Annotated in this window: 23 protein-coding genes; 8 read left to right on the top strand and 15 right to left on the bottom strand. The window is 67.4% G+C overall.

Going from position 1 to position 26419, the window contains the following annotated elements:
* Positions 1 to 74 precede the first annotated feature (74 nt).
* Both QHF84_RS11825 and QHF84_RS11820 read right to left on the bottom strand, forming a co-directional pair.
* On the bottom strand, positions 75 to 1127 hold the full coding sequence (locus tag QHF84_RS11825; RefSeq protein WP_281313351.1) for a hypothetical protein: 1053 nt from the start codon (positions 1125 to 1127) through the stop codon (positions 75 to 77).
* A gap of 66 nt (positions 1128 to 1193) precedes the next feature.
* Positions 1194 to 1580 (bottom strand): DUF423 domain-containing protein, encoded by a 387-nt coding sequence (locus QHF84_RS11820; protein WP_281313350.1) that lies wholly within the window; start codon positions 1578 to 1580, stop codon positions 1194 to 1196.
* Between the two features lie 97 nt (positions 1581 to 1677).
* Here QHF84_RS11820 and QHF84_RS11815 point away from each other — a divergent pair, with 97 nt between their 5' ends.
* The gene (locus tag QHF84_RS11815) at positions 1678 to 3438 is read left to right on the top strand and encodes a hypothetical protein (RefSeq protein WP_281313349.1); all 1761 of its coding nucleotides are present in this window, start codon (positions 1678 to 1680) and stop codon (positions 3436 to 3438) included.
* A 106-nt stretch (positions 3439 to 3544) separates the two neighbouring features.
* Here the strand turns inward: QHF84_RS11815 and QHF84_RS11810 are convergent, their stop codons facing one another.
* The 7 genes from QHF84_RS11810 to QHF84_RS11780 form a co-directional block, all read right to left on the bottom strand.
* Positions 3545 to 4663 (bottom strand): methanobactin export MATE transporter MbnM, encoded by a 1119-nt coding sequence (locus QHF84_RS11810; RefSeq protein ID WP_281313348.1) that lies wholly within the window; start codon positions 4661 to 4663, stop codon positions 3545 to 3547.
* Positions 4660 to 5172: a hypothetical protein gene (locus tag QHF84_RS11805; RefSeq protein ID WP_281313347.1), complete on the bottom strand. Its 513-nt coding sequence runs from the start codon at positions 5170 to 5172 to the stop codon at positions 4660 to 4662. Before QHF84_RS11805 ends, QHF84_RS11810 begins: the two co-directional genes overlap by 4 nt.
* Before the next feature lie 10 nt (positions 5173 to 5182).
* Complete coding sequence (locus QHF84_RS11800; RefSeq protein WP_281313346.1) at positions 5183 to 6046, bottom strand: MbnP family copper-binding protein; 864 nt, start codon at positions 6044 to 6046, stop codon at positions 5183 to 5185.
* A gap of 142 nt (positions 6047 to 6188) precedes the next feature.
* Positions 6189 to 9290, bottom strand: coding sequence for a CusA/CzcA family heavy metal efflux RND transporter (locus tag QHF84_RS11795; protein ID WP_281313345.1), 3102 nt, complete (start codon positions 9288 to 9290; stop codon positions 6189 to 6191).
* Positions 9290 to 10543: an efflux RND transporter periplasmic adaptor subunit gene (locus tag QHF84_RS11790; RefSeq protein WP_281313344.1), complete on the bottom strand. Its 1254-nt coding sequence runs from the start codon at positions 10541 to 10543 to the stop codon at positions 9290 to 9292. Before QHF84_RS11790 ends, QHF84_RS11795 begins: the two co-directional genes overlap by 1 nt.
* Complete coding sequence (locus tag QHF84_RS11785; protein WP_281313343.1) at positions 10540 to 11826, bottom strand: TolC family protein; 1287 nt, start codon at positions 11824 to 11826, stop codon at positions 10540 to 10542. Before QHF84_RS11785 ends, QHF84_RS11790 begins: the two co-directional genes overlap by 4 nt.
* A 125-nt stretch (positions 11827 to 11951) precedes the next feature.
* Positions 11952 to 12299 carry a hypothetical protein gene (locus QHF84_RS11780; RefSeq protein ID WP_281313342.1) on the bottom strand — a complete coding sequence of 116 codons (348 nt, stop codon included), beginning with the start codon at positions 12297 to 12299 and terminating at the stop codon, positions 11952 to 11954.
* A gap of 179 nt (positions 12300 to 12478) precedes the next feature.
* Here QHF84_RS11780 and QHF84_RS11775 point away from each other — a divergent pair, with 179 nt between their 5' ends.
* Together QHF84_RS11775 and QHF84_RS11770 are read left to right on the top strand one after the other, a co-directional pair.
* Positions 12479 to 12853: a cupin domain-containing protein gene (locus tag QHF84_RS11775; protein WP_281313341.1), complete on the top strand. Its 375-nt coding sequence runs from the start codon at positions 12479 to 12481 to the stop codon at positions 12851 to 12853.
* 47 nt (positions 12854 to 12900) lie between these two features.
* Complete coding sequence (locus QHF84_RS11770; RefSeq protein WP_281313705.1) at positions 12901 to 14544, top strand: DUF255 domain-containing protein; 1644 nt, start codon at positions 12901 to 12903, stop codon at positions 14542 to 14544.
* Here QHF84_RS11770 and QHF84_RS11765 read toward each other — a convergent pair.
* Complete coding sequence (locus QHF84_RS11765; protein WP_281313340.1) at positions 14541 to 15359, bottom strand: hypothetical protein; 819 nt, start codon at positions 15357 to 15359, stop codon at positions 14541 to 14543. The two genes, QHF84_RS11770 and QHF84_RS11765, sit on opposite strands and share 4 nt — an antisense overlap.
* 115 nt (positions 15360 to 15474) lie before the next feature.
* Between QHF84_RS11765 and QHF84_RS11760 the strand changes: the two genes are divergently transcribed.
* The gene (locus tag QHF84_RS11760) at positions 15475 to 16065 is read left to right on the top strand and encodes a hypothetical protein (protein ID WP_281313339.1); all 591 of its coding nucleotides are present in this window, start codon (positions 15475 to 15477) and stop codon (positions 16063 to 16065) included.
* Positions 16066 to 16069: 4 nt separating this feature from the next.
* Positions 16070 to 16945: a hypothetical protein gene (locus QHF84_RS11755; RefSeq protein ID WP_281313338.1), complete on the top strand. Its 876-nt coding sequence runs from the start codon at positions 16070 to 16072 to the stop codon at positions 16943 to 16945.
* Positions 16946 to 16952: 7 nt separating this feature from the next.
* Here QHF84_RS11755 and QHF84_RS11750 read toward each other — a convergent pair whose 3' ends face one another.
* The 4 genes from QHF84_RS11750 to QHF84_RS11735 all read right to left on the bottom strand — a co-directional run bounded on the left by QHF84_RS11750 (position 16953) and on the right by QHF84_RS11735 (position 21302).
* Complete coding sequence (locus QHF84_RS11750; RefSeq protein ID WP_281313337.1) at positions 16953 to 17906, bottom strand: NAD(P)-dependent alcohol dehydrogenase; 954 nt, start codon at positions 17904 to 17906, stop codon at positions 16953 to 16955.
* 16 nt (positions 17907 to 17922) lie between these two features.
* Positions 17923 to 18267, bottom strand: a complete 345-nt coding sequence (locus tag QHF84_RS11745; protein ID WP_281313336.1) for a hypothetical protein — start codon at positions 18265 to 18267, stop codon at positions 17923 to 17925.
* A gap of 59 nt (positions 18268 to 18326) precedes the next feature.
* Positions 18327 to 19736: a PAS domain-containing protein gene (locus tag QHF84_RS11740; protein ID WP_281313335.1), complete on the bottom strand. Its 1410-nt coding sequence runs from the start codon at positions 19734 to 19736 to the stop codon at positions 18327 to 18329.
* 195 nt (positions 19737 to 19931) lie between these two features.
* Positions 19932 to 21302, bottom strand: a complete 1371-nt coding sequence (locus tag QHF84_RS11735; protein WP_281313334.1) for a PAS domain S-box protein — start codon at positions 21300 to 21302, stop codon at positions 19932 to 19934.
* A 379-nt stretch (positions 21303 to 21681) separates the two neighbouring features.
* On the opposite strand from QHF84_RS11735, the gene QHF84_RS11730 reads away from it, so the two are divergent.
* From QHF84_RS11730 to QHF84_RS11720, 3 genes are all read left to right on the top strand, one after another.
* Positions 21682 to 24138 (top strand): FAD-dependent oxidoreductase, encoded by a 2457-nt coding sequence (locus tag QHF84_RS11730; RefSeq protein WP_281313333.1) that lies wholly within the window; start codon positions 21682 to 21684, stop codon positions 24136 to 24138.
* A 63-nt stretch (positions 24139 to 24201) separates the two neighbouring features.
* Positions 24202 to 24786, top strand: coding sequence for a TetR/AcrR family transcriptional regulator (locus QHF84_RS11725; RefSeq protein WP_281313332.1), 585 nt, complete (start codon positions 24202 to 24204; stop codon positions 24784 to 24786).
* A gap of 78 nt (positions 24787 to 24864) precedes the next feature.
* Entirely contained in the window at positions 24865 to 25947 is a 1083-nt protein-coding gene (locus tag QHF84_RS11720) for an aldo/keto reductase (RefSeq protein WP_281313331.1), read from the top strand.
* 59 nt (positions 25948 to 26006) lie between these two features.
* Here the strand turns inward: QHF84_RS11720 and QHF84_RS11715 are convergent, their stop codons facing one another.
* Positions 26007 to 26414: a hypothetical protein gene (locus tag QHF84_RS11715; protein WP_281313330.1), complete on the bottom strand. Its 408-nt coding sequence runs from the start codon at positions 26412 to 26414 to the stop codon at positions 26007 to 26009.
* Positions 26415 to 26419: the final 5 nt, after the last annotated feature.

Genomic DNA, 26419 nt, shown 5'->3' with positions numbered 1-26419 from the left:
AACGGATATACAGAATCCCCGGGGGCCTGTCCAGACCGGACGCCCCGGGGGATTCTCACGCCGCCGCGCGCGCCCTAGCGATTCGTGGAGGCTTGCGCGGACGCCTTCCGCCTCCGGGCCACGCGCCTCCGCCGCGCGAACGTCGCCGCGGCGAGCACGAGCGATCCGAGGAGCAACGAAGACGCGCCGCCGCTGCCTCCAGCCGTGAGTGCACAGCCGCTGTCGCTCTCCTCGCCGGAGTCGCACTGCGACTCGCCCCACACGGCGTTCTTTTTCGCGAGGTAATCCTCGCAGCTCTCCGTTCCGCCGCCGGCGCCCGGCGCCAGCATCGCGTTGATCGCGTCTTCTTTCGAGATCCTCGGCTTGCCCTCGGGGGGGCAGGTGAGCTCGGCGGTCCCGTCCGGGTTGAGCGGGCGCCCCACGTTCGTGGTCGAGTCGCTATCGATACCGACGAGGAGGGAGCTGCCGACCTCGTAGGTGCCAGATCCGTAGACGGTCACGGGGATCGTATCCCCCACCATGACCGTTGCGGGAGCGGTCCCGTGGAGGACGTCGATCTTCGCCGTGAGCTCCGGCATGACCGTGACCACCGTCGCCTCCGCGACGGCATCCTTGGAGCCGTTGGCCTGCAAACAGAAGCAATCGGAGGCCTTGGACTCGAAGCAATACGAAGGCTGGATCCGGGCCGCCTCGGCCGCGGTGAGCCCCGCACGATCGAGCCAGGCGCGGAGCGCGATGTCTCCCTCGATCTCGCGAATGAACGCATTGTTCGCCGTCGCTGCGACGCGCGTCACGAGGTCGGTCTCGCCCGTCGACTCGATGAGGTGCGCCATCGCGCAACGCGTGCCGAACGCGTCGACGAAATAGGGCATGCTGATCCCGGGGAAGTCGAGGTTCCGCGGGAAACGCCCGGTGCGGGCATAACGCTGGAGCTCGGCGATCAGGCCCGCGCGTGCCGCGCGTTGCTCGGGCGAGAGGTGGCTCGTATCACGGGCGCGCAGCTCGCCGAGGACCGTACGAAAATGGGCGACGAGGCGCGCTTTCTCCCTGGCGAGCAGGGAGCGCCCGCGGCGCAGAGTGGCACGCCGGCGGGCCGCAGGCGACGAGCGACGAGACTTGGAGGTCAACGCAAGGATCATTCTGGCTCCTTCGAGGCGCCCATCCGCGCCCCGGCGAAAAGCCTGTAGCAGGAGTCATGCCGTCGCAAAGAGAGCGTTCAACGCAATGGCGAGCCAGCCTGCGAGGAAGAAGAGTCCGCCGATCGGCGTGACCGCGCCGAGGACGCGGCGACCGGTCAGCGTCATGACGTAGAGGCTGCCCGAAAATAGAAAAATGCCGCCGAGGAAGAACCAGGGCGCGAGGGCGCTGCCCTCTTTCGTGGGCGTGGGATGCAACGCCGTGAGGCCTATCGCAATGGCGTGGAGGAGGTGGTATTGGGATCCGGTCTGCCACCAGGCGAGGCGCTGCTCTGCATCCGGGAACTGCGTGACCCATTTCTTGAGGCCATGTGCCCCGAACGCGCCGAGCGCGACCCCGAGGAAGCCGAGGACGCCGGCGAGCAGGAGGGAGAAACGTTCCATGCGTGGAGCGTGACGCGTGCGCGGCGTTCGTGCACGGCTCGGGAGGCACGAAAGTGCCTGGGACGGAGTGGTCTGTCGCGGTATGTTGCCCCGGCCAATGAAGCTCCGCGCCGCCCTCCCCTTCGCCCTCGCCCTCGCGCTCTCTGCGTGCTCGCTCACGCCGTGGAAGAGCGCTCCGCCGTGCCTCACCGGCGCGGTCCCCCAGGTCGGCCGTCCCGTCCCCGACGAGATGTTCGCCCTGATGCGGCGCGAGCGGGAGCGCGCCGAGCACGCCTCGCCGCTCGTACGGGCGCACATCCTCGAAACGATCCCGTCGCTTTTCCCCGACGTCAGCGATCTCCTGCTCGAGCCGCCTTGCCACGAGGAGCTCGAAGCGGAGAGCGCGGAGGCGTTCGACGAAAAACCCCTCGTCTTCTCCCGCTTGCTCGTCGCGCGCATCCGCACCGTGCACGACGCGGAGATCCTCATGGCGCTCGCCAAGCGGGACGAGGCGAGCATCACCGAATACGAACTCGGCCCGGACGAACCCGGGCCGCGTCCGCCGAAATCCCTCGTTCGGTATCTCGCGCTCGCCAGCATTCCCGCGTACTGGGTATTCAACAATGTCCCGGAGGGCCGGCAGCTCCTCCTCGATCGGGTGCGCACGAGCAAGGACGCGCGCGAGCAGCTCCTCTTGCGCGGCGCGACCACGGCTGCCTATGAGCAGGTTGGGCCGACGATCCTCCGTGGCCAGCTCCCCGAAATGAAGCGGAGGCTCGAAGGCCCGGCGGACGTGATCTCGCTGGAACTCGTGCTCCTGCAAATCAAGGATCTGGGCGCCTTCGGCGTGCGGTTCGGCCTGGAGCGAGAGGCGCGGGCGCTCGTGAACGAGATCCTCGCGGCAAAAGGCGAGGTGCCGCTGACGCAAGGCATTCCGGGCGCGGCACGGGACCTCGCGGAGGTCGCGCGCGCGGCGCTCTTCGATCTCGATAACCCCCCGCAGCGCTCCATGAGCATGGAGGACCTCCCGCGGCCGCGCCGGGAACGAATCGATGTCCATGCGGAATTACGCCGCGTCGAGCCCGCGGGCGGAAAGGTCCCGGAGGCCGCCGCGCTCGCCCGCGTGCGCGAGCTCGACGCGGAGCTCGAAAAGCTGCGCTTCAACGCGCCACGCTGCTACGTCCTCAAGGAGCTCGGCCAATGGATGCCGCCCGCCGAGGCGTCGCGGCGCTTCGATGCGTTCATCGCGCCGATCTTCGAGGGGGAGCGCATTCGCGTCGACACCGAGACCGTCTGCCGCCTGCGCGTCGCGTTCGACCTCGGCGGCGTGGAGGAGGCGCGGCGCGTAAAACTCCTCGAAAGGATCCTCACGGCGAAGCCCGAGCAAATCGGCGAGCGTGATCGGAGCCGCGACGAACATGGCCCGGCCATCGCTTATCCTGCCCACGAGCAGCCTTTGTGGTCGGTCGCGGCGTCCGCGCTGCTCAGCCATCCGCAATGGATCGAGCGATACCCCGAGGTGCGCGCCTGGCTCGAACGGCAAGCCCTCGTGCCGATCCCGCTCGATGACGCGACGGCGGAGGTATGGACGGCCTTCCAGCCCTCGTTCGAGCGTGTGATCGCATTCCACGCCTCCGGCGCTCCGGGCGCGTCGATGGATACGGCGCGTGCGATCGTGCGCAGCTACATGCAGCCCATCGACCCAGCGGTTCAGAAGACGATCACGCACATCTACTTCGGCCAGGTGTACAGGGCCCGCGTCCGCGCGCTCGGCGACTACGGCAAGGTGGTTGGGCTCGTCCCGGAGGTCACGGCGTACCTCGAAGAACGAAAAACGGAGCGCGCCGCGGCCGTCGCGCTCCATATGCTTAACCTCTAGCGGACTGTCGAGAAGCGCCGCGAGCGCCCTCCAGCCCGTGAACACGAGCCCCTTGGGCTCGTCGATGCGTCCCGGGCTTCGGGCTGCGACGCTTCTGCGTTCCGTTTCAAGGACCTGCTGGGTCGCTTGCGCTCACGAACTCGACATCCGTCAGGCTCTTCAGAAACGCAATGACGTCGGCTTTCTCTTCCGGAGTGATCGAGAACCCCTTCACCAATGGATTCTTGTTGGGGTTCTGGCTGCCGATGCCCGCGAAGGGGCCGTCCGTGATGGTCCGCCCGCCGGCTGCGTAGTGATCCATCACTTCTTCGAGCGTCGCGATACTACCGTCGTGCATGTAGGGCGCCGTGAGCTCCACGTTTCGCAGGGAAGGCACCCGGAACTTGCCCTTGTCCCCGGCATCTCCGGTGAACTCGAACAGCCCCTCCCCGCCGGGCGGGTACGATCCGTCGGATCCGACGTTGTAAAGGCCTGTATTCTGGAAGTCCATCTCCTGGTGCTGGGTATTGGCGCTCCTGTACGCCGTCGTGAAGTTCACGCCGCTATGGCAATGGTAGCATTCGAGCCGCTCCGAAAAGAACAAGTCCATTCCTCGAAGGGCGGACTCGGACATCGCGTCCCCCCGGCCGCCGTACGTGTACTGATCGTAGGGCGAGTTCCCCGAGAAGAGCGTTCGCTCATAGGATGCAATGGCCTTCACGATGTTCGGAAAGGTGATCGGGGCGGCTTCTTCGTGGAACGCAGCCTCGAATGCCTTCACGTAGTCGCTGTCACCTTCCAGCCGACCGAGTACGGTTTTTTCGAGACCCGTGACCCCGAGCTCCACCGGAAGCTCGCCGAACAGCGGAACGAGGGCCTGCTCCTCGAGCGTCTCGAGCGTCGGATTGCCCCACGTGAGCTGCGGGAACCAAGCGACGTTGGTCAAACCCATCGCGTTCCGCGGCACGAGATCCCCGGTCGATCCCGTGGGCTTGGGTTTCCCATCGGCAAACCCCTTCGCCCGCTCGTGGCACGACGAGCATGACATCGTCCCATTGCCCGAGAGCCGCTCGTCGAAGAAGAGCATACGCCCCAGCGCGACCTTCTCCGCGCTCATCGGGTTGTCCGGTGGGACCCAGGGCTCGGCGAAACCTGGAGGGAGGCCGAAATCGTAGCTCGGCGGCGCCGGCTCCGGCTCACTTCCACAACCGGCCGCCGCGAGCGCGGCCAGGAGCCCGAGGCTCACTCCACGGCGACGCGCTGCGCTCCCACGTGACATACGTTGCAAGCTCCAGAAAGGGTGGGGAACGGCATGAAGGACGTACCGCCGGCCCCCGGCGCACGCACGAACGGGAAGAGCGATTCATCGGGAAATGGCAAGGACTCCGTGGTGAAGAAGTTGCCGTTGTCGTCGATCTGAATCGCGAGCACGAGATCGCCTTGACCGTTCGGCGCCGTTCGTAGCTCCACGGTCCCGCCGGCGAGAGGCTCGCCGGTCGGCGAATGAGCCGTCCCGGCGGCCGTGAAGCGCCCTCTTCCAGGGCCATGCGCCTGATGGCAATTCATGCAGTTCTGGCCCATGTTGTGGCTCCGCGCCTCGCCGTGGGCGCTGACGTTCTCCACGTCGAGCGCCGGATCACGCACGAAGCTCGGATCCCCAGGCGCAATGCCTTCGTCAGGCCCCTCGTCCGCGGGGCCGCATGCGGCGAGCGGCAAGGCGAGCACGGCTGCCAAGAAAAGGTTCAATGGTTGCAAGGTCATCTCCTCATTCCACGCGGAAGGCCGTTTGCTCCCCGTTGCCCGGGGTCTGGCCCTCGAACGACATCCCGAGCGCCTCGAAGACCGGCGGGCATTCGGGATCACCGGCGAACGCCATGCAGCCGGAGACGCCGTCGGTCATCGGGTCGATCTGAAGATCGAGATCGGAACCCGCGTAGAACGAAGCAATGTCGAACACGATGCTCTTCGTGTCCGGATCGAATCCGTCGAGGCGAATCTCCGCTTGATTCGATGCCGCGCAGGAGAAGCCGTCCTTGACGCTCCCCTCGCAGGACGTCGACCCGAGGTGGAAAAAGTAGGTCGGGTTCGCCGTCGTGCGAAGCTCGAGCCGGACGAACTTGTAGCCGCCTTTCCAGGACCACCACATGCCCGGGATGTTGAGCGGCGCCGGGGCCGTGGCCGCGTCGAGGTGATTCATCTCGGGCGGCAGGCCAACGTTGAACGCGACGCCGACATACTCACCGGCAGGGACGTCGCCGACGATCTGCGTCCGCGTCTCGGGGCTCCCCGTCTCGCATGTCCCCGTGCCGTCCTCGAAATCGAGGAACGCGATGTCGTCGCGTTGCCAGCGACCATCCTGCTCCAGCGCGATCGGCGCTTCCGAGCCATCCGGGCGTACGAGCCTCACATCGTGAACGTACATCCGGAAATCCAGCGGATTCGCCGTGGTCTTCGTGCTGCCGAGGCCCGTGAACGTGGCGCCGCAGGCAAACGGCTCGCCGCCGACCTTGGCCGCGAATTCGAGCGCGACCGAACGTTGCGCGATTTCTTCGTCCTGGCTGCCGCAACCTGTCGAGGCCGCGAGCAAGATCACGCCGAGCATGGCTCGGCGGATCGGGATTCGATCCATGACACACCTCTCGAAACGGGAGTCTAGGTGATCCGCGTATGACCGCGGATGCGACATGTTGTCGCATGGATGATTCCGCGTCCGAGCCCTGTCGTGTCCCGTAGCAACTGGCGCGAATGACCACGCTCTTCGCCTCGATCTTTCACGCTGCCCCGCGCTCCTTTCCGAGCCACGCATACACGACGGGCAGCACGAGCAGCGTGAGCAGCGTCGCGGTGATGAGCCCGCCGATCACCACCGTCGCGAGGGGCCGCTGCACCTCGCTGCCCGGCGCCGTCGATATCGCCATCGGCAGGAATCCGAGCGACGCGACGAGGGCCGTCATGAGGACCGGCCGGAGGCGAAGCTCCGCGGCCCGCTCGATGGCCTCCGCGTGGCCCATTCCCTTCTCCTCCAGGTGCCGCGCGAAGGACACGAGGACGAGGCCGTTCAGCACCGCGACGCCGAACAGCGCGATGAACCCCACGCCGGCCGAGATCGAGAAGGGTATTTCGCGCAGCCAGAGCGCGAAGACGCCGCCGACGATCGCGAACGGCACGCCGAGGAAGATCAGCAATGCGGCCCGCGTGGAGCGGAACGCGAACCAGAGCAAGAACAGGATGAGCGCGAGCGCGAGCGGCACGACGATCGAGAGGCGCGCCTTTGCTTCCTCGTAATGCTCGAACTGCCCGCCCCAGACCGCGCGGTACCCCGTCGGCAGCCGCACGCCTTTCTCCACCGCCGCCTGCGCTTCCGCCACGACGGAGAGCATATCCCGGCCTCGGACGTTGAACTCGACGGTCAGGCGTCGTGATTGATTCTCGCGGCTGACCTGCGCCGGGCCCGTGAGGAATTTCAGCTCGGCGACGTCTCCGAGCGGTACGATCTGCCCGCTGACCGATCGCAAGGGCAAGGCTCGCAGCGCGTCGAGCTCCCCGTTGAATCCGTGGCCGGACTTCACCACGATTCCGAAGCGGCGCTCGCCCTCCATCACCTCGCCCGTCGAGTGCCCCACGGACATCGTCTCGACGATCTGATTGACGTCGGCCACCGTCAGGCCATACCGCGCGAGCTTCGCGCGATCGGGAATGACACGCAGATACGAGAGCCCCGCGACCTGCTCCACCCGGACGTCCTCCGCGCCCGGGACTCCGCGTACGATTTCGGCCACGCGATCTCCCTGGGCGCGAAGCTCGTCGAGATCGGGCCCATAAAGCAGCACGGCCACGTCCGAGCGTACGCCCGCCACGAGCTCGTTCGTGCGCATTTGAATGGGCTGCGAGACGCCGCCGGCCACCTCGGGCACCTTGTGCTCGACGGCCTCCGAGATCTCCTTGGCGATGTCCTCCTTGGTGACGCCCGGCCTCCACGTGTTCCGGGGCTTGAGGCCGACATAAACGTCGGATTGCTCGACGCCCATCGGATCGACGGCGAGCTCCGGCGCCCCCGTGCGGCTGACGACGTAATCGACCTCCGGGATCTCTTTGACCGCCTTCTGCAAACGAATGTCCGTCGCGACGGACTCACTGAGCGCAATCCCGGGCAAACGCCTCGCTTCGACGAGGAGATCACCCTCGTCGAGCTGCGGCACGAACTCGGCGCCTACCTTCGTGAACACCGCCGCCGCTGCCGCGATCGAGAGCACGCCGGCCGTGAGCGGGATCCATCGCCGCCGCATGGCTCGCCGGAGCAGCGGGACGTAGAGCGCGTGCGCTTTCCGCAAGAGCCACGTCTCGTGCTCGCCCTTCGTGGGGCGGATCAAGAAACTCGCGAGGACCGGGACGAACGTGAGCGAGAGGATGAACGCCCCGAGCAAGGCGAGCAGCACCGTGAGCGCCATGGGGTGGAAGAGTTTTCCCTCGATCCCCGTGAGTGCGAGGATCGGCAGGTACACGATGGCGATGATCGCTTCCCCGAAGACGCTCGCCGATCGCACTTCGAGCGTCGCCTCGCGGACGGTATCCACGCGCTCCTCGGTGGAGAGCGCGCGCCCGATCTCCATTTGCCGATCCGACAGGCGCCGGACGGCGTTTTCCACGATGATCACGGCACCATCGACGATGAGCCCGAAATCGATCGCGCCAAGGCTCATCAGGTTCCCGGACAAACCTGCCGCGTTCATGACGGTGATCGCGAACAGCATCGACAAGGGGATGACGAGCGCGACGACGAGGCCCGCGCGGAGATCCCCGAGGAGGAGAAACAGGATCCCGATGACCAGGAGCGCGCCCTCGACGAGGTTCGTCGCGACGGTCCCGATCGTGCGACGCACGAGCACGGAGCGGTCGTAAAATGGCTCGATCCGCGTGCCTTCGGGGAGCGACGGCTGGATCGCCGCAAGCCGCTCCTTGACGGCCTGCGTGACGGTGCGGGAGTTTTCCCCGAGCAACATCATCGTCACGCCGACGACCACCTCGCCCTCGCCGTTCTTCGATGCCGCGCCCCTGCGCAGGCGCGGCCCGAATTGCACGTCGGCCACCGTGTCCATCGTGATGGGCACGCCGTCCGACGTCGCGCCGATGACCACGCGGCGCAGATCGTCGAGGTTTTTCACGAGCCCATCGGAGCCGATGACGAACTGCTCCCGGTTGTGCTCGATGTACCCGCCGCCCGCGTTGGCGTTCGACTTTTCGAGCGCCTCGATCACCTGCGCGACCGAGATCCCGGCCGCCTGGAGGCGCTTCGGATCGAGGACGATCTGGTACTGTTTGTCCTCGCCGCCGAAGCTGTTCACCTCGACGATTCCGGGGACGGTGCGGAGCGCGGGCGCGATCTGCCAGTCGAGCAGCTCTTCGAGCTGCATCAACGTGAGTTTGTCATTGCGAACGGTGAACTGGTAGATCTCGCCGAGGCCGCTGCTGATGGGCCCCATTTCGGGCATGCCGTATTGCTCGGGGACGGCCTCTTGCGCCTCGCGCATGCGCTCGTTCACGAGCTGCCGCGCGAAGTAGATGTCCGTGCCGTCGCGGAAGACGACCGTCACGACGGACAAACCATACTTGGAGGTCGAACGGATCTCCGTCGTGTTCGGAATGCCCGCCATGGCCCGCTCGACCGGGACCGAGACGTATTGCTCGACCTCGACCGGCGAGAGCGCAGGCGCCGTCGTGATCACCTGCACCTGGATGTTGGTGACGTCGGGGACGGCGTCGATCGGTAATTGCGTGGCCGAGCGGATGCCGAAGAGGGCAAACAGGAGGGTCGCGACGAGGACGACCACCCGATTTCGCAGGGACCACGCGACAATCGCGGAGAGGAAAGCCATCAGTGATGTCCCTCCTCGTCGAGCGTGCCCTTGAGGACGATGCTCTTCAGCGTGAAGACGCCCTCGACGACGACCTCTTCGCCCTCGCCGAGGCCGGAGAGCACTTCGACCGTGCCGAGCGCGGAGTCCCCGAGCACGACGTCGTGCATCTCGAAGGCCCCTTCCTCGGCGAGCTTCACGAAGACCACGGATTTCTGGCCGATCTCGGTGACCGCCGAGCGCGGCACGAGCAGGCGCGGCTCGCGTGCCTGGTCGCCGCCCGTCGCCACGTAAGCCGTGCCGAAGAGCCCGATGCGCAGCATGTCGTCGCGGTTCTGGAGGTGGATCCGCGCCGTCACGGTCCGGGCGACGGGATCGATCTGTTGCCTGATGTATTCGAGCGAGCCCGCGAAACGCGTGGTCGGGTAGGCATTGAGCTCCACCTCGGCCCCGGCTCCGACACGCAGCCGCCCGAGGTCTTTTTCGAAGACGCGGCCGAGAAACCACACCTCACGCAGATCTCCGATGCTGCCGAGGACGTGCTCGGCGGCCACCGGCTGGCCGATGACGGCGTCGCGCGTGAGGATCGTGCCGTCGAGCGGCGCGCGCAGCGTGAGCAGGAAAGGCGCGCCTCGCGGAGCTCCCGCGCCCATGGCCGCGAGCTCCGTGCCGAGCGCCGCGGCCTCGGCCGAGAGCGCGCTGGCCTCGGCTTCCGCATCGATGACCGCTTGCTCGGAGGTGAGCCGTTTGTCGAGGAGCGCCTTCAGCCGCGCCACGTTCTCGCGCGCCGCCTTGGCCTTGGCCTGCGCCGCAGCTTGCGCGCCGCGCACCTTGCCGAGCTCGGGGACACGCACCACCGCGAGCACGTCGCCTTTTTTGACGGTCGCGCCTTCCTTGAAATGTACCTCCTCGATTTTTCCCTCCGCAGGAGAGGAAATGCGCGCCGAGCGATCCGGATCCGCAGCAATCGCGCCCGGCAATGCGATCGTGATGGCCAGGGTCCCCGTACGAACCGGCGTCGTACGAATGCGGGCGTCGGCGATCACCGCGGGCGAGAGGTTCACCCGTCGAGGCAGCTCCTCGTGCTCGCCGTGCTTGCCTTGCTCGCCGTGCTCGCCGTGCTCGCCTTCCTTGGATCCGTGCGCGGAGGCTACGGCCGAGGGAGCCTCCTTCGCGTGGTCGTCCTTCTTCTGGCCCTCTTCCGGCCCGCGCTTTCCGCATCCGGACGCGGCCAATAGCAGCGAGAGACCCAGGACAAACGCTCTGCTCGTCACGGTGCACCTCGCTCGAGCGGGTAGCCGGAGGCCAGCGCGAGATCGACGGAGCCGAGCGCCAGATTTTTCCGCGTCTCGAAGCCCGCACGCAAGAGGTCCACGAGGGCTTGCTGGGAGACGATGGCGTCGCGCGTCCCGAGGCGGCCGGCCTCGATCTCCGACGCGATCGCGCGGAGGCTCTGCTCGGCGCGGCCGAGGCGATCGGCGGTGTAGAGCTCGCTTTGCGCGCGCAGGGAGGCGTACGCCGAGAGAGCGTTCGCAAGGTCGAGACGGAGCTCGCGGCGTGTTCGATCCGCTTCGGTCTGCGAGCGCCTCGACAGCGCCTCGGACTCGGCGATCTCGCCCGCGTAGGTGCGGCCCACGGGCTGCGGCAGCGGGATCGGCATGGACAGGCCGACGCCGAACACGCGCTCGTTGAAGCCGTCGTTCTGCACGAACACCGAGAGCGTCGCGTTCGGGACGCGAGCGCGCCGGTACATGGACGCCCGCGCCTCGTAGGCGCGCCCCGAGGCTTCGAGGGCCTGGATCTCGGGTCGCTCGTCGACGACGCGCGGGTCTTGCTTCGCCGCGAACGCCTCGACCCCGGCGATCGGTACGAGCTCGCCCTCGATGGACAGCTCGCGCCGCGGCTCGAAGCCCATCGAGGAGAGGAGCGCGGCCTTCGCCTGTTGCTCGCGTCGAACCGCGCCGATCCGCTCCTGGACGACGCGCGCGTGCGCGATGTCCGCCACGTCCGCGTCGATCCCGGACACGAGGCCCTTGTCCGCTGCGGCGCGCGTCGCGACCGCCACCTTCCCCGTGAGCGCTTCGAGCTGCTCGCCGAGGCGCACCTCCTCGCGGGCGGCGAGCGCCTCGAAATAGGCCCGCCATGCCGCGGCGGCGACCTCGCGATCCGTCATCGCGACCGCCTTCTCCTGCGCTTCTCGCTCGGCGTCCGCGGCGCGTTTTCTCGCTCCGCGCTGCCCTGCGATTTCGATCTCTTGCGAGAGCGTGGCGTACCAGTTGATGACGGGCCCCTGACCGGCGGCCTCGCGCCGCGCGCCCGACAACGCCAGCACGGGATTCGAGGGCAAAACCGGGCTCGCGGCTTCTTGCCGGCCCTTCGCCGCTTCGAGGCCCTGGCGCTCGGCCTTCGAGGTGAGGCTCGCCTCGAGCGCGCACCGAATCAGATTGCCGCGGTTGATGGTCGTCGAGCATGCCGACGAGCCCGCGCGTGCTTTCACGGAATGAGACAAACAGGCGATGGCCACGGCGGCCACCGCGATGAAGCGCGTCCGTTTCACGACCCAAACTCCTCCGCCACGCGCGCAAGACGGCGCGCGGAGCGGTTCCCGGGACAAGGGTGGGCAGGCGGCATGCCTCGAAAGGCAGGCGCGCACGGCCACCCCGCGTTTACGGGTTCACTCGATCAGGCGCGGGCCTGTCTGGGAGGTCGATAGACGGCGGAGGGGTCGGGCCGTGGGGGTGCGGTCGCTTCGTACGGCGCGAGCGTGATCTCCGCGCCGCTCGGGAGCTCCAGCAGGTAAGGCGATACGAGCAGCGGCAGCGCGCCCATCAGGTGCGCGCAGTGGCAGTCGGGGCAGCCCGGAGGGCACTCGCGACCGTCCTTCTCGTTTGGACAGTCGTCGTCCCGGTGGACCGGGGTATCGGCGTCCTGGATGGCGGCGACCGCGTCCACGGCGAAGTGCGGCAGCCCGGTCATCTGGAAGGCGGTGAGGGCCACGAACAGACGGATGGCCACGAGGAGGATCCGCATGGCGCGGGATCCCCTGGGGAACCGTCTGCGACTCGGGGGGGCCGTCTTCACTCGCCTGCCCGACGTTACTCCTTGAAGTGATGGGCTGCAACCGGTACGCGCGAGGGCCGCGACCGTGGACGGCGCGTGCTGGCGGAGCCCCACGAGCGACGGTAGCATCGCGCCCAGAGAGGACTCGCATGACCGACCGCGACAAATACAACATCGACCTCGACGTGAAGTTTCAGCACCTCGAGCGTATCGACATCCCCTCGGTCGTCGCCGCGTGCACCGAGACGTGGCAAAACCGGACGCTCACGCAGGTCAATGGCAGCGTGGTGCGGCTCGGGGTCGTGGAAGGCGATTTCCACTGGCACAAGCACGACGACGACGACGAGTTTTTTTTCGTCCTCGAAGGCAAGCTGCTCATCGATCTGGAGGACCGGACGATCGAGCTCGGGCCGCAGCAGGGCGTGACGATCACGAAGGGGGTGATGCATCGGCCGAGGGCGCCGGGGCGGACCGTCATGCTCATGGTCGAGACGACGGCCATTCAGCCCACCGGCGATCCGTGAGAGATCCGGCGGATCCGCGGCGCGAGGCCGCGCGTACGTGGGGCGTGATGCGGAGTCGTTTGCTTCTCGCCGTCGTGCTCGTCCTCGGTTGCAGCGCCGCGCCCCAAGCGCGCTCCGTCGCTCCGCGTGGGCTCGTACGCGAGGGGACGCCCGACGCGGTGAACCTCGCGCTCGCGCGGGCGAAGGAGAAGAAGCAGCTCTTCACGTGGCAATCGTTCTCGCCGGAGACGTTCGCGCGCGCCCGCGCCGAGCGGAAATTCATTCTCCTCGACGGCGCGGCCTCGTGGTGCCACTGGTGCCACGTGATGGACGAGACGACGTACCTCGACGAACGCGTGGGCCGCCTCCTCCACGAGAAATTCGTCGCCATTCGCGTGGACATCGACGAGCGCCCGGACATCGGCGAACGATACGCCGACTGGGGATGGCCCGCGACGATCCTGCTCTCGCCCGACGCCGAGGAGATCGGGAAATATCGCGGATATCTGCCCCCGGACGAGCTCTTGCCCATCCTCGAAGCAATCACCCAGGCGGAGGAGAAGGCCGGGGAGAAGGCGCCGGATCCGGCGCGGATCGTCCCCGCGCCCGAGGCGTTGCCGTGGATCGCCGCGCGTGTCTCGATCGACATGGACCGTTATTTCGACCGAGAACAGGGGAGCTGGGGCGATTTCCAGAAGTCTCCGCTCGGCGCGAACGTGCTCTTCGAGCTTCGGCGCGCGTCGCACGGGGACGCGCTCGCGCTCCGGCGCGCGCTGTTCACGCTGGAGAAGCAGCGCGCGATCCTCGATCCGGTCTGGGGCGGCATTTACCAGTATTCGGCGGGATCGACCTGGACCGAGCCCCATTACGAGAAATTGATGCCGTACCAGGCGGCGAACCTCGAAGCCTACGCCGCCGCGCACAAGGCCACGGGCCGCAAGGATCTGCTGGAGGACGCCCGCGGGATCGCGCGGTACCTCTCGACCTTCCTGTCGAATGCCGCGGGCGCTTTCCTCGTGAGCCAGGACGCGGACGTGGGCGCGCACGAGGAGGGAAAACCATTCATCGACGGGGAGGTGTATTATCGTCTCGACGACGCAGGGCGGCGCAAGCTCGGGGTCCCGCGGATCGACGATCACGTGTATGCGTACGAGAATGGGCTCGCGATCGCAGCGATGTGCGGCCTGTTCGAGGCGTCGGGCGACAAGGATGCGCTCTCTCGAGCGGAGCGGGCTGCGACCCTGGTGATGGCGAGCCACGTGGGGACGGACGGCGCGGTCGAGCACGACGCGAAGAACCGTTCGCCGGTTCATTACCTCGCGGACGCCGCCGGGTTTGGCCGGGCGCTCGTGCGGCTCTTCGAGGTCACGCAAAACGCAACGTACCGCGACGCGGCGCTCCGGATCGCGGAGACCATGGAGAAGACGCTCCTCGACGAGGCGACGGGGGCGTATTTCGCGCACACGAAGGATCCTTCCGCGGTCGGCGTCTTCGCGCGGCGCGAGCGGCCGTTCGTGAGCAACACGCAGGCTGCGCGTTTCCTCGCAGCCCTCGGCCGGATCACGGGCGATCAAGCGTTTTTCACGCGCGCAAAGAGGACGCTCGTAGCCATCGGGAGCCCGCGCGGCGTGGCGGAGCAGGGCCGGATGGTCGGGGAGTTTTTGCTCGCGCTCGACGAGGCGGGCGTTTTTCCTTGGCCGGGTGCGCGCTAAAGAAAACGCGGGTCTTTCAGGGCATCCCAGTCGTATCCCCAGAACGAGATCTCGTCGTCATCCCCGAACAACTGCCAAACATCGACGGGCTCGCCGTCTTTTTTCAGCTCGTCCCCGAGCCGTACGGGGTTGTGGCTCGTCCCGCAGAAATACACCTCGCCTTCGGCGCCGGCCGCGCGGATCTTCTCGTTCGCGTCGTCGATGATCGCTTGCAGATACGAGCCGTAGTCCCGCGTGAGGAACAGGTCCCCGTCCGAAAAACCGTACTTGCTGGCGATGTTCTCGACCCCATAGTGGTACTCGATCACGAGGTGCCGCCATTCACCTTCGGGTCGCGCGAGGATCCCCCGGGCGGCGTGTACGAACGGGCTCAGGAAGAAAGTGCGGTCGATGCTCGGAGGCGCATCACGCGTGGCCTGCGCGGTGGGGGCGAGCGTGACGCCGCAATACCCGAGCACCTCACCGACCCAGGGGCACGGGTATTCGACGTCGAACCACGTGGCGGCCTTCCACGTGCGCCGGGCCTCGTCGGGATCGAGGATTCGATAGGTACCGACGATCTCTTCCACCGGCTCGAACGAGACGAGCGAGAAGATCGAGCCGAACGGCTTGCGGTTCATTTGCTGCGTCTGCACGATCGACCCGTCCGGCCGCAACGCGAGATGCTCCCAGGCCTCGACGTCCTCGCGAAACACCTCCCGGAAATCGGCGTTCTTCTTGCCCTTTTGGCCCTCCCTGCCGCCCGTGTCCCGACGCTCCATGATGGAAAAGACGATCTCGGCCGGCGAAGGGACATCCCCGCGACGAGGCTTCATGCACCGTTCGTATCACGACCCGCGTGGGTCTTGCAGGGACACGTGAGCTCGTGGAACACTGCATCGCCTGCCGGCAGGAGAACGCGTGAGTCCCTCGATACGATCCGTACCCGCCTTGCTGACGCTCTGCGCTCTCGGCTGCGCGAGCGCTCCCCCGCCGCCCGAGGTTGCTTCGGTGCCGCCGCCCGCGACCGCGAAGGCTGCGCAGGAACAGAAGGACGCCGAGGCGCCCTCGGCCGAACCGCCGCCTCCGCCCCCTGCGCCCACGCCGAAGGTCTTCGGGTTTCGCGATTTCCTCTCCATTGCAGGCGTGCGCGCCGGAGCCACGCTCGACGACGTCGAGGCGGCCTGGGGCAAGGGAGAACGGGAGAAAGACACGATTCGATACAAGAACGGTCCCACGGTGTCGATCATGCCCTCCGGCGGGCTGATGATCGACATCCATCTGGGCGCGGCGGACTGGGTGAAGCAGCACGCGAACGGACCGCTGTCCATCTGGGGACAAACCTGCGAGGAGGCCGCCGCGGCGCTCGATTTCACCGATTCCGTGGGTGGGTACACGACCTGCAAGCACTACGAGAAGAACCTGTTTCTCGACGTGACCTTGATGTGCGGCTCCGGCCGCGTGAACACCGTTGCCGTCGTGTGGTATCCGTTCGCCCCGAGCAGCGCCCCCGATCCCCTGCCGCCGGACCATTGTAACTGATCCCTTGAACTCCAAAGGCGCACTCGAATTGCTCGCCGATGGCTCGATCGCGGCGGAGGAGCGCCTCGCGCGGGCCGTCGGCGCGGGGGGCATTCCAGCATCCATGCTGCTCCGTTTTGCCTTCGATTGCGCCGAACGGGCCCTGGAGAAGGAGCGGGAAGCGCGGCGCGAGCCGGAGGCGGCGAGCTTGGAGGCGCTCCGGCGGGTACGGCAATGGCTCGATGAGCGATGGCCGTGGAAACCGGCGCCGGAAAAGGACAAACCTTCCCCCGGCGGTCCTTTCGGCAGCATCGCCATGGCCGACGCCATGCTGGCGCGGAATCTGTCCCCGGCGCGGGTCCTCGCAGACGTGGGCGCGGAGGCGCGCAGGGCCGTCGAGGCGTGGGAAGCGCGCGCGCCGGCAGCCGCGGCCGAGGCGGCGGCGATCGTCGCGGAGACGGCCGCCGAGATGGCCACGGCCGATGCCGACGCGGAGCGCGAATGGAAGGCCGAGGAAACTTGGACCGACGTCGAGCTCGACGCCGCAATGCAAGCGGCCGCGGCACGGGGGCCGGGGGCGTGGTCCGCGAAATCCGAACTGGATTCGGGCGCCATCGCAGCCCGGCTGGTTCGGCGACGACAAGCAGCGGCGAGCCGCGCCGCCCTGGAGGTGTCGCGCCTCGCCTCGAGCCGCGCCGCCGAGGACGCGGCGGCCTCGATGACCGACGAAACGGCGCCCGGCGGCTTCACGTCGTGGTTGCGCTCCCTCTGGACGCCCCGTTCCACGCCAAACGATTCCGCAGCGGCCCGCGCACGGGCCGAGCAGGCTCGCCGCGAGGAATACGCCTGGCAGGTCGCGCACCTCAGCGCATTGTTACAAAAGGACGAACCAGAATCCTGAAATCGGCTCAGGGGACGAGCAGGAGCTTGCCGACGACCTTGCCGGCGCGTGACCGGGTATGCGCCTCCTCGGCCTGCGCGAGCGGGAATTTCGCCTCGATGATGGCCTCGATGTCGCCCTTCGCGAGCGCCGCGACGAGTGGTTCGAGGGCGGCGCGCGTGGGTTTGCCGAGGAGCGTCTTCGTTCGGCCCGAGAGCAAGAGCGAAGGGTAATCCGCGGGCCGAACGACCACGAGCCCGAGCAAGCCCGTCGCGCTCAAGAGCTTCCGGCACGCGGACGACGGGTACACCGCCGAGCCCATGGCATTGAGCACGAGATCGAAGGGGCCGAGGCTCGCGGCGGCTTCGAGCGGGTCGCCCGCGTTGTAATCGATGGCCGTGGCGCCGAGCCGCGTGACGAGCGGCACGTTCCGCGCCGAGCACACCGCGGCCACGGTCGCTCCATACGAGCGGGCGAGCTGCAAAGCGAAAAGCCCGACGCCACCCGAGCCGCCGAGCACGAGCACGCGAGCGCCCGACTTCGAGGGGATATCGGCCTCCTTCAGCCAGCGCCACGCCGTCACGCCGGCGACCGGGAGGCACGCGGCGTCGTCGAACGAGACCGACGCCGGCAGCTCGGCGCATTGGTCGGCGCGGACGATGACCTCGTCGGCATAACTGCCGCGCTGGTTGCGGGAGAAATCGGTGCCACCGACGACGCGATCGCCGAGCTTCGGCCTCTCGACGGCGCTGCCGACCTCGACGACCTCGCCGGCGAAATCGATGCCGACGACGAGCGGCCCGGACGGACCGATGATTCGCTGGGCCATGCCGAGCGGGCCCCCCTCGCGCATTTTCCAGTCGACTGGGTTGACGCCGATGGACCGGACGCGGACGCGCAGCTCGTCAGGGCGGAGCGATCGCGAGGGGAGCTCGACGATATGCAAAGGTTCGCGGGACGAACGGGACGTCGCGACGATCATCGACTCGCACCCCGCGTCAATGGCTCGTGCCGAGCGACCCGCTCGCGCGCCCCGAGGCGTCGATCGAATAACAGAAGGTGGTTTTCGAGGTGGAGAACGGCAGGCGGGTGACGTGGCCGCTGCAGGTCGAGGCGCCCTTTTTCCCCTCGAACGTCCAGTCGAACGGACCCGACGGCGAGACCTTGAGGTCGGTGTAGCCCTCCTCCGCGAGAGAGGCGCGCACGCTCGAAAAACCCATGGCCCAGTAGAGCGGGATGATCAGGAGCACGCCGCCGATGATGAGGAGCTTCTTCCTGCGCTGAGCCGCGGCCGCTTGCTCGAGCGCCGCGATGTCGGGGTCATTCTGGAGCGAGGAGTCCATGGCCTCGCGTACCACATCACTCTCGCGTAAGCTAGCCAAGAAGGCTTCGATGGTTCACGTCACTCGGGCTCGGCGCTGCGCGTCGGGCGGGACAGCGCGGCGGCTCGGCGCGCGCCGCCGTCTTCGGTGAGCCTTCGAATCGCGAAGGACAGGCCGTCTCGCAAGGTGGCCAGCGTACGCACGCGCGACAGGTCGAGGCCGAGAGAAACCATGGTCTGCGCGACGTTCGGGCGAATCCCGGTGATGATTCCTTCCGCTCCGAGAAGACGCACCGCGGTGATGATGTTCAGCATATGGCCGGCCGTGGCCGTATCGACGACGTCGACGCCCGTCAAATCGAGGATCGCGAAGCGCGCCTGCGTGCGCGCGACCTCGGCGAGGAGGTCGTCCGTGACCCGCGCGGCCCGCCGGCTGTCGACGACGCCCACCATCGGGAGCGTGAGGACGTGATCCCAGACCTGGATGATCGGGGTCTCCAGATTGAAGATGACGTCCTGCTGCCGCTGAATGAGGGCGAGCTTCGCTTCGAGCTCCACTTTGGCTTGATGCGCCTCGGTGACGTTCAGGCTCATGCCGAGGACGCCCGACGCCTCCTTGCCATCCTCGCCGAACGGAATGACCCAGTTGTCCCAGTGGGCACCGTTCATCTGCGATCGATCGTACCCAGTGTTGCCCAGAAGGGCGCGCTGCACGAGGCGATCGCCCGGGGATATCTCGAAGACGTTTTTTCCGAGGAGCGAGCCCCGTTCGAATCCGGCGGCCACGCAGCCGTGGCCGTCGTGGAACGTGAAGTCACCTTTCTTGTCGGTCACCCATACGACGATGTCGAGGTGTTCGAGGAGGCTCTGGAGGATCCGCGCCAGACGAAGCCTCTCCTTTTCGGCGGCGAGCCGCTCCTCCTCGGCGCGGAGCCTTTGCTCGCGCTCGGCCTCGTAACGCCTTCGCTCCCCGAGGTCGCGGCAGACGGCGACGGCGCCGCAGAGCTCCCCGCGGGCGTCGTGGATTGCGCGCGCCGAGCATTCGACGAACCTGCCTCCCGGCAGTTGCTCACTCCGCACGAAGAGCTCGATCGCGTCGGCGTTCCTGCCCTGCAAGGCCCGCACGAGCGGCATTTCGTGCGTCGGGATGGGCGTCACGCCGTCCGGATGGTAAAGGCCATATCGCGTCGACCACTCCGTGGGGGTCGCCTCGCTCCGCTCCCCGAAGATCGCCGTCGCGGCCGCGTTGAAATGAAGTAGGCGGCCTTCACGGTCGCAGACCACCACGCCGTCGGCCAGGTTGTGAATCGCCGCGCGGAGGAGCCGTGTCTCGCCGTCCTGGTCGGACGGGTTTTCCTCGTGGTGGTGTCCGTTCGTCAGGTGTCCATTCCCATTCGTCATGGCGGGCGCCTGCTCGGCGAGACGTGCTTCGAGCTCGGCGACCCGCGCGCGTAACTCCGCGCACTCCTGTTCAAAGGCAATAATCGACACGCTGTCCTCCCCCTGGGCCCCACACGAATGAGGGCGCGAGACCAATTGTCGATCACGCTATCGGTGAACCCGTGGCGGTGTCAACGGATTGACGCCGTCGGAGACGTGCGCACGAATGCACGTACGCCGCCCGCAAGTCGGGATTTGCCTGATTGGTGGATACTCGTGGGGACGGTGGTTCGAGCGTGGTGCGATTCAGCCGGGGCGGGAAAAGCGGGCCGGCCGCGCTCCGGCCCCGTACGTGGAGCCGGCTGTCCCGCCGAGGTTTCGAATCGCCAAGGAGAGGCCGTCGCGCAACGTCGCGAACGTGCGCACGCGTGACAGGTCGAGGCCGAGGGAGATCATGGTCTGCGCGACGTTCGGGCGAATCCCCGTGATGATCCCTTCCGCCCCGAGGAGGCGAATGGCGGCGATGATATTGAGGACGTGGCCGGCCGTCGCCGTATCGACCACGTCGACGCCCGTCAAATCGAGGATCGCGAAGCGAGCCTGCGTGCGCGAGACCTCGGCGAGGACGTTGTTCGTGACGCGCGCCGCGCGCTGGCTGTCGACGACGCCCACCATCGGGAGCGTGAGGACACGGTCCCAGACCTGGATGATCGGGGTCTCCAGGTTGAAGATGACCTCCTGCTGCCGCTGAATGAGGGCGAGCTTCGCCTCGAGCTCCTGCTTGGCGTGATGGGCCTCGGTGATGTTCAGGCTCAGGCCGATGACGCCCGAGTTCACGCCGTCGTCGTTCATCGGAATGGCCCAATGCTCCCAGGCGACCCCGTGGACCTCGTTGCGGTCGTGCCCGGGGATGCCCGCGAGAGCGTCGTGAATGATGGAGTTGTCGGCGTAGACGTCGCGGGCATTCTTGCCGAGGAGCCAGCCCCGCGAAAGGCCTGCCGACTCGGCGCCGCGGCCGTCGTGGAACGTGAAGACGCCTTTTTCGTCGGTCGCCCAGACGATGATGTCGAGGTGGTCGAGCAGGCTCCTCAGGATCCGCGCCATGCGGAGCCGCTCCTTCTCAGCGGCGAGCCGCTCTTCTTCGGCGCGAAGACGCCGCTCGCGCTCGGCCTCGTACCGCCTGCGCTCGCCGAGGTCGCGGCATACGACCACCGCGCCGCAGATGGAGCCGTCGGCGTCGCGAATGCAACGCGCGGAGCATTCGACGTACACGCAGGCCCGCAGGCCCTCCCTTCGCACGACGAGCTCGATGCCGTCGACGGTCTCGCCCCGAAGGGCGCGATGGGACGGCAGATCGTCCGCCGCGATGCGGGTCACGCCGTCCGGATGAAAGAGGCCGTATCGTGTCGACAGCTCCTCCGACGTGGTCTCTCTCGACAGCTCGCCGAAGATCGCCGTGGCGGCCGCGTTGAAGTGGATGGTACGCCCCTCGCGGTTGCAGATCACGACAGCGTCGGCCAGGTTATGCACCGCCGCCCGGAGCAGCCGCGTCTCCGCCTCATGATCGGCGGGGATCGTCTCGCGATGGTGGCCATTCGTCACGACGGGCGATCGAGCCGCGAGGCGTGCCTCCAGCTCGGCGACACGCGCGCGGAGCGTTGCGCACTCGTTTTCCATCGGAAGATACACGCTGCCCTCCCCCTCGCGTCCACGGAGCTCGGAGCGGAATCAAATTACCCTACGAAGGGGCCGCAACTTCGTCAACGGATTGACGCGTCGGAGACGTGCCCACCTGAACGACGTAACGGCTGCGCATGAGACGGCCCCGAGGGGTATCCCGCAATGGCCGCCACGCGCGTCGAGCCGCCGCGCGTCCTCGTGCTTGCTCGTCACGCGTTATCGCGGCCGCGGCTCCCCGACCGCTCGGCATCCGCCGGCCGACTTCGGCGCAGAAACGTTGGCAGACCCACGTTTTGCCCCACCTTCGGGTAAGAATCGTCACGTTCGGTATCGATGGGCTTGGACGCGGGCGGCGGTTTCAGGCATGAGCACGGCCATGTCCGTACCGGTTCTGCCGAAACGCGCGCGTGTCGTCGTCATCGGTGGCGGGGTCATTGGCTGCTCCGTCGCCTACCATCTGGCTCACATGGGCTGGAAGGACGTGGTCCTGCTCGAACGGGACCGGCTCACCTCCGGCACGACCTGGCATGCCGCCGGGCTCATCGTGACGTTCGGCTCGACGTCGGAGACGTCGACCGAGATGCGCAAGTACACGCGTGATCTCTACACCCGCCTCGAAGCGGAGACGGGCCTCGACACCGGGTTCAAGCCGGTCGGATTCATCGAGGTCGCGGCGGATCCGGACCGGCTCGAGGAGTACCGGCGCGTCTCGGCGTTCAACCGCCACTGCGGCGTCGACGTGCACGAGATCTCGCCCTCGCAGGTGAAGGAGCTCTTCCCGCTCGCGCGGACCGACGATATCCTGGCCGGTTTCTACGTGAAGGAAGACGGCCAGGCGAACCCGGTCGACGTCACGATGGCGCTCGCGAAGGGCGCCAAGCTGCAAGGCGCGACGATCCTCGAAAACGTGCCCTGCACCGGCGTGATCACGAAGCGCGGCGCCGTCGCCGGGGTGCAGACGCCGTTCGGCGACATCGAGGCCGAGTACGTGGTGAACTGCGCCGGGATGTGGGCGCGGCAGCTCGGCGCGAAATCGGGCGTCAACATCCCGCTGCAATCGGCCGAGCATTATTACCTCATCACGGCCAAGATCCCCGACCTGCCGAAATCGATGCCGGTGCTCGAGGATCCGGGCTCGTATGGGTATTACCGCGAAGAGGTCGGCGGCATGATGGTGGGCCTCTTCGAGCCCGTCTGCGCGCCGTGGAAGATCGAGGGCGTGCCGAATGACTTTTCCTTCGGCGAGATCACCCCGGACTGGGACCGGATGGGCCCCTATGTCGAGAAAGCGATGCGGCGCGTGCCGGTCACGCTCGAGGTGGGCGTCCGCAAGTTCTTCTGCGGGCCCGAGAGCTTCACGCCGGACCTCGCGCCCGTCGTCGGCGAGGCGCCGGAGATCAAGAATTACTTCGTCGCGGCGGGCATGAACTCGATCGGCATCCTCACGGGCGGCGGCCTCGGGCGCGTGCTCGCGCACTGGATCATCAATGGCCGGCCCGACGTGGACGTCACGGGGATGAACATCGACCGGCTGCACACGTACCAGGCGAACCCCGAATACCGCCGCACGCGCACGGTCGAGTCGCTCGGGATGGTCTATCAATGCCATTATCCGACGCGCTCGATGCAGACGGCGCGCGGCGCGAAGACCTCGGCCATTCACGAAAGGCTCGCGGCCCAGGGCGCCTATTTCAAGGACGTGAGCGGCTGGGAAGGCGCGGACTGGTATGCGCCGGCCGGCGTCGCGCCGAAAGTCGAGCGCCTCTCCTGGGGCCGGCAAAACTGGTTCCCGTACTGGGAAGCCGAGCACCGCGCCTGCCGCGAGGGCGTGATCCTCATGGACATGTCGTTCATGGCGAAATTCCTGGTGCAGGGCCGGGACGCGGGCAAGCTGCTCGATTACATCTCCGCGAACAGCGTCGACGGCGCGCCGGGCGTGATCACGTACACGCAATGGTTGAACGCGGGCGGCACGATCGAGGCGGATCTCACGGTCACGAAGCTCGACGACGAGCGGTACTGGGTCGTCGCCTCGGACACGGCGCACCGCCACGCGCTCGCGTGGATGCGTCGGCATACGTTGCCGGACATGCACGCGTTCGTGACGGACGTGACCTCGGGGTATGCGCAGATCAACATCCAGGGCCCGCGTTCGCGCGAGCTCATGCAAATGGTGACCTCCGAGGACATGTCGAACGAGGCGTTCCCGTTCCGCGCCGCGCGGGAGATCGACATCGGGTTCGCCCGCGCGCTCTGCGTGCGCATCACGTACCTGGGCGAGCTCGGCTACGAGCTCTACATCCCCACGGAGCAGGCCACGCACGTCTACGATCGCCTCGTCGAGGCGGGCAAACGCGTGGACCTGAAGCACGCCGGGCTCAAGGCGCTGGCGAGCCTGCGCATGGAGAAGGGCTACCGCGATTACGGGCACGACATCGACAACACCGATTCGGTGCTGGAGGCGGGGCTCGGCTTCGCGGTCGATCTGAAGAAGCCAAACTTCCTCGGGCGGGAAGCGGTGCTCGCGAAAAAAGCCGCGGGCCCGCTCACGCGCCGGATCGTGCAGGTGCTCGTGAAGGATCCGGAGCCCTTGATGTTCCACGCGGAGATCGTGCGTCGTAATGGAAAGCCCATCGGCTACGTGCGCGCGGCTTCGTACGGACACTCTGTCGGCGGCGCCGTCGGCCTCGTCATGGTGGAGGCCGGCGAGCCCATCGACACGAAGTACCTCGAAAACGCCACGTGGGAGGTCGACATCGCCGGCAAGATCTACCCGGCCGTCGCCTCGCTCAAGCCGCTCTACGATCCCGAGGCGAAGCGCGTGAAGGCGTGAGCCCGGGTCGCCTCCCGGTGCTTGACAGACCAGTCCAGAACGGCTAGAAGCTTCCGTGCGAGCATGGCGCGCCCGAAGGAGTTCGACCGCGACGAGGTGGTGAAGCGGGCCATGGCCGTCTTCTGGGAGAAGGGGTACGAGGCGACCTCGACGGAGGATCTCTTGCGCGCGATGGGCATCGGGCGCCAGAGCATGTACGACACCTTCGGCGACAAACGTCGCCTCTACCTCGAGGCGCTGCAGCGGTATCAGGCGGAGAGCGGCGCGCAGCTCATCGAGCGCCTTCAAGCCGAGGAATCACCCCTTCAGGCGATCGAGCAGGTCTTGCTGGGCGTCGCCGCCGAGACGCCCGCCGAACGGGCGCGGGGCTGCATGTACGTGAGCTCCATCGTGGAGCTCGCGCAGAAGGATCCGGAGGTCGCGTCGCTGGCGAAGTCCGGGACGATCCTCTGCGAGACCGCGTTCGAGCGGATCGTGCGGGAAGCCAAGCGCAAAGGCGAAGTCGATCGGAGCGTCGACGAGCGGAAAACCGCGCGTTTCCTGCTCGCCACGGTGCAAGGCCTGCGGGTCATGGCGAAGGCGGGAGCCACGCCCGAGGCCCTCCGCGACATCGCCGCCGTCGCGCTCACCTCCCTGAAATCTCGCTAGTTCGTGCGCGGGTGCGAGGAGCACTCGCGTTCGCTTGCTTCATTCTGGACTGATCCATCAACAACCAAGGAGTCCGCGATGTCTCTCGATCGATACTATCTGCTGGGCCGCTCGGGTCTTCGTGTCAGCCGCCTGGCGCTCGGGACCATGACGTTCGGCACCGACGGCGCCTGGGGCGCGTGGGGTTCGTCCGAAGAAGCCGCCCGGGCCGTGTTCGACCGGTATCTCGACGCGGGCGGCAATTTCCTCGACACCGCGGACCTCTACACACGAGGGACCAGCGAGACCATGCTCGGCAAGTTCATCGCCGAGCGCGGCGCGCGCGATCGCGTCGTTTTGACCACCAAGTACACCTACGGCCTCGACCCCGGGAACCCGAACGCCGGCGGCAACGGGCGCAAGAACATGATGCGCGCGGTCGAGGCTTCGCTCCGGCGGCTCGGGACCGATTACATCGATCTTTACCTCCTGCACACGTGGGACCGGCTCACGCCCGCCGAGGAGGTGGTGCGCGCGTTCGACGACCTCGTGCGCGCCGGCAAGATCCGATATGCCGGCCTGTCCGACGTGCCCGCCTGGTATGCCGCGCGCGCGCAGACGTTCGCCGAGGCGCACGCGCTCACGCCGCTCGTCAACTTGCAGCTCCAGTACTCGCTCGTGGAGCGTCACATCGAGCACGAATTCGCGCCGCTCGCGCAGACGCTCGGAATGGGCATCACCGCGTGGAGCCCGCTCGGCGGTGGCCTGCTCTCGGGCAAATACCGGCCGAGCCAGGGCCGCGGCGAGGGCGAAGGGCGGCTCACGAAGAACGACGCCGGCAGCCAGCTCGGGCTGTTCACGGAGCACAACTGGGGCGTCGTGGCGGCCGTGGAAACAGCGGCGAAGGAGCTCGGCCGCAGCATGGCGCAGGTGGCGCTGAACTGGACGGCGACGCAGCCGGGCATCGGATCGGTGATCCTGGGCGCGACCAAGCTCGCGCAGCTCGAGGACAACCTCGCCGCGCTCGATTTCGAGATTCCGGCCGAGCTGCGGCGGGCGCTCGATCACGCGAGCGCGCATCCGCCGCCGTTCCCCTACAAGATGTTCGGGGATGCCTACCAGACGATGCTGCACGGCGGGGCAGCCGTGAGTGACAAACCGGTGGGGTATACGCGGCCATGAGCGCCTGATGCGCGCCGTGTACGGAAGCCGCGAAGACGAGGAATACCGCGCCGGGACGGTCAGGGCCCACGACGCTCGGGGTCCTGCTTCATCTCCTCCTGCATCGCGTTCACTTGCCGCACCACGGCGCGTGCGACAGGGACCGTGCCCGCGGCCTGGAATTTCATCATCCATCCCGTGTTCGCGAACAGGAGCACGATGATGCCGCCGAGGGCGACGAGCCCTCCTGCGACCATCATCACGATGCCGAGGAAGTACAGAAAGGCCGCGAAGCCGAGCGTCATGAACCCTTGAGCCTCGGCTCTCACGTGGAACAAGGAGTGCCCGAACAGGGCCATGAGCGCGAAGCTCGCGAACGTGACCCCGCCGAGAAACGCCACCCCTCCCCCGATGAAAAGCGCGTACTTGCCCTTGCGGCTGAGGTCGCGGCGCTTCTGCTCGTACTGCGGGTCGATCTCTTCGTGCACCGGTG

Origin of the sequence: Polyangium sp. y55x31, assembly GCF_029946505.1 — a bacterium.
Classification (GTDB): domain Bacteria; phylum Myxococcota_A; class Polyangia; order Polyangiales; family Polyangiaceae; genus Polyangium.
This window is presented reverse-complemented; position numbering and strand designations above follow the sequence as displayed.